Origin of the sequence: Flavihumibacter sp. CACIAM 22H1 (genome assembly GCF_001601815.1) — a bacterium.
GTDB lineage: Bacteria > Bacteroidota > Bacteroidia > Chitinophagales > Chitinophagaceae > Flavihumibacter.
The window spans coordinates 1-6,478 of record NZ_LUKG01000130.1; the positions used below are offsets into that span (position 1 = coordinate 1).

Consider the following 6,478-nt stretch of genomic DNA (forward strand, 5'->3'; position numbering starts at 1 on the left):
GGGCCAACCAGTGGGAAATTTCTGGGGCTTTCAGCGTACCGGAACCTGGAGCGATAAAGAAGTGGCAGAAGCTGCTCGCTACGGCAAAAAACCGGGCGATATCAAACGACTGGATGTAAACGACGATGCACGTTTTGATAATAGTGACGCCATGGTGCTGGGTAATATGTTTCCTAAATATGAATTAACATTTTCCACTTCTTTTCAATACAAAAACTGGTCGCTTAGTGCCGATATTCAGGTAAGACAGGGAAATAAAATCATGAATATTACTTCGCTTACGGTGGAAGACAGGCAGCATTATGCCAATAGTTATGGCAGTATACTGCGTGATGCATGGACGCCTCAAAATCAGAATACGGCGGTGCCCAGCCTGCGATTGGCCAATACAGATCCATTTGGTACCGACCTTACGTTTTTTATGGATAGCCGTTGGGTAGAAGATGGCTCCTTTATCCGGGGAAAGAGTATAAACCTTGCCTATGCATTTCCTGAGCAGAAAATCAAAGCAGTTGGATTAGCCGGGCTTAGAGTATATGGAAATGTGCAGAATTTCTTCCTGTCCACCAAATTCAGGGGCTATGATCCGGAAGTGAGCACTTTTGGTGGATCTTTTGCCCAGGGAATTGAATTCTATTCTACGCCAAGACCCCGCACATTTACGATTGGCATTAACGCAACTCTTTAAAAACGAACCATGAAAAAGTTATATATATTCAGCATTGCACTCATAGCAATCAGCCATAGCTCCTGCACAAAATGGCTGGAAGAAAAACCCCGTTCGATTGTTACTACTAACCAGTATTATGAAACGGCAGAAGATGCAGCAGCTGCAGTAAATGCTATCTATGCATTTGTTTACAGCCCTTATAATAAATCCGGTTATGATGACCTGCCCGCTTCTATGTTAGACATTGTATCCGGGCAGTACATTAATAAATCCCAGTCTTCTATTACCATCGATTTTTATAATCTTCGGTATAATTCTGCCAGTCCTTATTTAAACACCTGGTGGAATAGTTGTTATTCTGGTATTGAAGCTGCTAACCTGGCCATTGCTAATCTTCCTGGTATTGCTATGGACGAAGTAGTCAAAAACAGGTTGCTGGGAGAAGCCAATTTTCTACGCGCTTATTTTTATTATCAGCTTGTAAATATATTTGGTGATGTTCCGATGAAACTTACACCTACCAGCACCCCGGCAGATGGGTTATTGTCAAAAACGCCGGTTAAGGATATTTATGAACAGGCGATAGTACCCTCACTGGAAGCTGCTGAAACAGCGGGTTTGCCGGCCAGTCCGGAAGGTTCTGGCAGGGTGTCAACAGGTGCCGTAAAGTCCTTGTTGGCGAAGGTTTATTTGAGTATGGCAGGGCAGCCGGTTAACCAGGCAGATAAATATGCCTTGGCAAAACAGAAAGCGCAGGAAGTAATTAACAGCAACAACTTTGCACTTTTCCAGTCCGATGCCAACGGCAGCTGGTTCAATAAGCTGAATAATCCACAGTTCGATAACCAGGTAGAACATATATTCAGTATAAATTATACGCAGAGTATTAATGACGCGTCTCATCCGGTTTATTTTTTGCCGAATGAAGTGAAGTTTTTGAGAAACGACTATATTCAATTTGGTGGATTTTCACCCAGCGATGCTTTTTTGGGTTCCTACATGTCTGCTGATTTAAGGGGCAGAAATAACCAGGGATTTTATTATAACAGCATTGAAGTGGATGGAACTACCTATAACTTTCCATGGGCAATCTATAAATTTATGGATCCGGCGTTGCTGGACGTAGCCCCTCAATCGGGCAAAGATTTTCCGTTGATCCGGTATGCTGATATTTTACTGGTATTTGCTGAAGCCCAAAACCAGGCAGATGGAAGCCCGAATGCAGATGCCTATGCAGCTTTGAATGCCATCCGAACCAGGTCAGGCCTTCCCGCAGCCAGCGGTCTTTCTCCGCAGGCCTTTACGGAAGAAGTGTGGAAACAGCGGTATTGGGAATTGAGTGCTGAAACCAAACATTGGTTTGATATGGTACGCACCCGCAAGGTTTGGAATGGTAGTACGAGTTCTTTTGTGGATCTTGTTGGATTTGTACTTCCGAGCGGGGCCAGTTTTAAGGCAGAAAATTTACAGTTTCCGATTCCTTTGTCTGAAACCCAGATTAATCCTTTGTTGAAATAATTGTTGACCTTAATTAAAAATTATGCGTTCCGTTAAACGAATTGTAAAAAACTACTTGTTGCTGGCTGGATCCATGGTGCTTGGAAATCTGGTAAATGCGCAGACAAAGCTGGTTGATTATCTCAGACCTTTTACGTACTCGAAACAAAACGAGGAAGTAATGGCATCCGGAATTATCCGGATGCCAGGTCTGGGGAATAAACTCCGGCTTACTTACAATAATAAGTCCCTGCCATTTGTAGCTACTGATTCCGGTTTACTGGTTCAGTTGCCCCTGGTAGGCAGTTCAGGCACCCTGCTGCTGGAGCAAAACGGAAAAAAAATAATGGAAGAATTATTTAACCCGGTTATTCCAGCTGACTGGGATTATTTTGGAAAGGGCACGATCCATATCATATCTTCTTCTCACCAGGACATCGCCTGGATGAATACACCGGATTCCTGCAGGGAAGAAAGAATTCATAAGATCATTCTTCCTGCAATGGATATTATGGGCAAGCATACCGATTTTAAGTTTGGAATGGAGCAGACCCTGAATCTCCTGGAGCTGATCAATGAAAACAAGGACTATACCAGCCTGGCTGTAAATACCTATCAGTCGGGTCAGTTTGGCTGGGGTGCTACTTTTAACCAGCCCTATGAAGGTATTGAGTCGAGTGAGCAACTGGTGCGCCAGTTGTACCTGGGCAAAAAATGGATGAAGGAAAAATTCGATGGAAAAATTAAGGCAGAAACAGCATTTAATATCGATGTTCCGGCAAGAACTCCGCAGTTTCCGCAGATATTGGCTAAGGCGGGGGTAAAAAATTTATTTATCAGCCGCTTTAAAGAAGGTTTTTTTAATTGGTACAGCCCAGACGGCTCAAAAGTATTTACGTATAGTCCGGGTAACTATGGATGGGCTGTTTTATTCTTTAAGTATTTTGATCAGGATGCGCCAACTGCCATGGACAAACTGCATAAAGTTTTACAAAACTGGAACGACTACTACAGGAGCCGTTCTATACCTCCGCATTATGCTGTGGTATTGAGTAATGATGCAGCCGGGCCTATATTTTATGAAGAGATTTTGCGTGATTGGAATAAGATCGTAGCCTTATCCGGTAAATCAATTCCTTCTCTCAAATACAGTACAGCCGACGAATTTTTAGCTACTGTAAATGTGCCGGGTGCCCGGTTTGATTCCATTTCCGGAGAGCGGCCCGATTTATGGCTTTATATTCATGGACCTGCACACTATGAGGCGATCCAGGCAAAAAGAAAATCGGCCGTTCATCTGCCAGCAGCCGAAACCTTTGCAACCGTTGCCGGCTTACTGCAGAAAAATTTGCAAGATTATCCCAAAGCGCTGTTTGATTCTGCCTGGTATTATTCCATTTATCCCGATCATGGCTGGGGTGGAAAAAATGGCGATATAACCGATAGTATTTTCAGGGCCTACCTCGAAAGAGGTAATTTCCTGGCAGAAAAATCTTTAAATGCCTCGCTTCAGTCCATTTCATCGGCTATTAAAACAAAGGCTAAAAAATCGGTGGTTGTATTCAACGACTTATCCTGGGAAAGAAAGGATATTGCATTTTTTCCGGTAGACCAGCAATTTACCCCGGCACTGGTAAAAGATGCTGCTGGTAACGCTGTAAATACACAGTTGGTAACAAAAGAGGGGAAGTCTTACCTGGCTATTGACGCATCTGCGGTACCTTCCGTTGGGTATACCAGTTTCAGCCTGGAACCCACCAAAAAGCCGGTAGATACATTTGTACCGGTGCTCTCCAATAAACTGGAAAATCAGTATTATTTGCTTGAACTGGGCGAAGGAGGAATCAAACGACTGTACGACAAAGCCTTACAACGAGAATTAATCAATACAACAAAATTTTCAGGCGGCGATGTGCTGGACCTGGGATATGATGGGCTGGATGCCGGTGAATTCACCATCCTAACCCCGCCCAATATGACAAATTTCGACAAGCTAAGCAATCATGCGGCAGTGTGGAAGCTGGTACAACAAGGACCGCTGCTGTCTGTTTTCGAAGCGTCCTATACCATGCATGAGGTGAATTATTTACAGCGGATAATTGTCTACCACACTATTAAGAAGATTGATTTCGAAATTGATGTGTTGAATTGGAAAGGTGTAAAAAACAGGCAGCTGAGTTTTGCTTTACCGCTTTTATCGCCCGAAGCCAAAATCGATTACGATGTACCGATGGGAATGGCGGGGGTACAACAGACTGAATTGCAAATGCGGCCGCAGGGTTGGGCATGGGGTGGAACATACTGGCAAAAGCCGGAAGAAATTCACCCGCGCGAATCGCAGAATTTCATTACCGCTTCCACGGCTGATTTCGCCATTACCATGTCTTCTCAACTGGCAGTTTTTGATTGGATCGATCCTACCAGGGAGGCAGTAGCTTACCCGGTATTGCAATACGTAATGCTTACCTCCCAAAAAAGCTGTCATGGAGAAGGCCCCTGGTACTACCAAAAGGGCAGGCACTTGTTTAAGTTCTCTATCAGTTCGCACCAGCCGGGCTGGAAAAATGGTTACCAGTTTGGATATACCAGTAATCATCCGTTGTATACAGTTGGTATCAATGAGCAGAAAAAGGGAACTATTCCCGCGGTAAACAGCTTTTTTTCTGTTTCGAACCCGTATTCAAAAATAACAGCAATCAAAAAAGCCGATGATTCAGAGGAGGTAGTAGTAAGACTTGTAAATTATACCGACCAGGCGAATACGGTCTCCTTCCAGTCGGCCTGGAATACGGTTAAGCTGCAAACGGCGAACCTGATCGAAGAACCGATTCAGCCAATAAGCGGCACGGGTGTACGATTTCCCTTGCAGCTCTCTAAGCAAGCTATCCACACTTTCCGGTTAAGTATTCCTTTAAAATAAATGTCTATGCAACTAACTGGTTCAGTATACCTGTTTCTGATTTGTTTAACAGCAGCCTTAGGCGGGTTTTTATTTGGATTTGATACCGCTGTTATTTCGGGGGGTATTAATTTTCTCCGGGTGCAATTTCAATTAAGTGCGGCCATGGAAGGCTGGCTTATGAGTTCGGCCTTACTGGGTTGTATGGCAGGAGCGGCCGTTGCCGGATGGCTGGCGGATCGGTATGGAAGAAAGGCCGTTTTATATTTATCGGCCTGGTTATTTATTATATCCGCTATCTACTGTGCCATGGCCGATTCCGCTTTTCACCTGATACTGGCAAGAATAATTGGTGGAGTTGGTGTAGGATTTGCCGCCATGGTGGCTCCTATGTTTATATCTGAAATGGCGCCCGCACATCTGAGAGGTCGGTTGGTGTCGCTCTACCAGCTTTCCATCACCTTAGGAATTTTATGTTCGTATCTGTCCAATACCTGGTTACTGAATATTTCAACTACCAGCCAGTTTGGCAATTGGATGGATTTATATTTTGTAAAAGAGGTATGGAGGGCAATGCTGGGCTCCAATATGGTGCCCGCTTTTCTTTTTTTCCTGCTGCTATTATTGGTGCCAGAAAGTCCACGTTGGTTGTATACCCAAAATAAGGGTGCGGAAGGCCTGGCCATATTATCAAGAATTAACGGCAGTGCACAGGCTGCCAGTGAAGCTGCGGCTATCAGTACTTCCATAAAAGAGGAATCAGGTAGTTTTAAGGAGTTATTTTCATCGCGGTATGGAATGGCATTGATAATTGGACTGGTATTGCCTTTTTTGAGCCAGTTGGCTGGTATTACAACAGTTATGTACTATGCACCGGCAATTTTTGAAAAAGCCGGATTTAAAACAGATTCTGCCATGGGAACGGCCTCGATCATCGGTTTTTTTAATATGATTTTTACCCTGGTAGCTATTTGGAAAATTGATAAATGGGGAAGAAAGCCACTATTGGTGGCAGGTTTTTCAGGATTAAGCCTGGCTTTATTTATGATTGGCTGGTTATTTATAGCCAACCAGGGCCCCTATGCCTTAGTAGGAAGTTTTGTATTTTATATAGCCGTTTTTGCAGCTACACTGGGTCCGGGTGTTTGGGTGGTAATTGCTGAAATATATCCCACAGCTATACGTGGCCGAGCCATGTCTTTAGCAACCTTATCCCTGTTCTTTGGTTCCACGTTTGTTACACAAACCTACCCGTTGTTACGGGATTCGATTGGCATTGGAGCCACTTTCCTGCTCTATGGTATTATAATGGTTCCTTCTGTTTTTTTCGTTGTGAAATATATACCTGAAAACAAGGGTAAATCGCTCGAGGAAATTGAACAGGGATGGTAATTAGCGGCAGGGGATGAGGA

At 44.0% G+C, this 6,478-nt stretch carries 3 protein-coding genes and 1 pseudogene; all 4 read left to right on the forward strand.

Annotation, left to right across the window (positions count from 1 at the left end; genetic code table 11):
* Positions 1-688: pseudogene (locus A1D16_RS20830) on the forward strand (SusC/RagA family TonB-linked outer membrane protein); the annotation flags it as partial.
* A 9-nt stretch (positions 689-697) separates the two neighbouring features.
* A complete protein-coding gene (locus tag A1D16_RS20835) occupies positions 698-2,188 on the forward strand; it encodes a RagB/SusD family nutrient uptake outer membrane protein (protein ID WP_290713335.1) in 1,491 nt (496 codons plus the stop codon).
* A 22-nt stretch (positions 2,189-2,210) separates the two neighbouring features.
* Positions 2,211-5,087 (forward strand): glycosyl hydrolase-related protein, encoded by a 2,877-nt coding sequence (locus A1D16_RS20840; protein WP_290713338.1) that lies wholly within the window; start codon positions 2,211-2,213, stop codon positions 5,085-5,087.
* Positions 5,088-5,093: 6 nt separating this feature from the next.
* Positions 5,094-6,458, forward strand: coding sequence for a sugar porter family MFS transporter (locus A1D16_RS20845; protein WP_290713341.1), 1,365 nt, complete (start codon positions 5,094-5,096; stop codon positions 6,456-6,458).
* Positions 6,459-6,478: the final 20 nt, after the last annotated feature.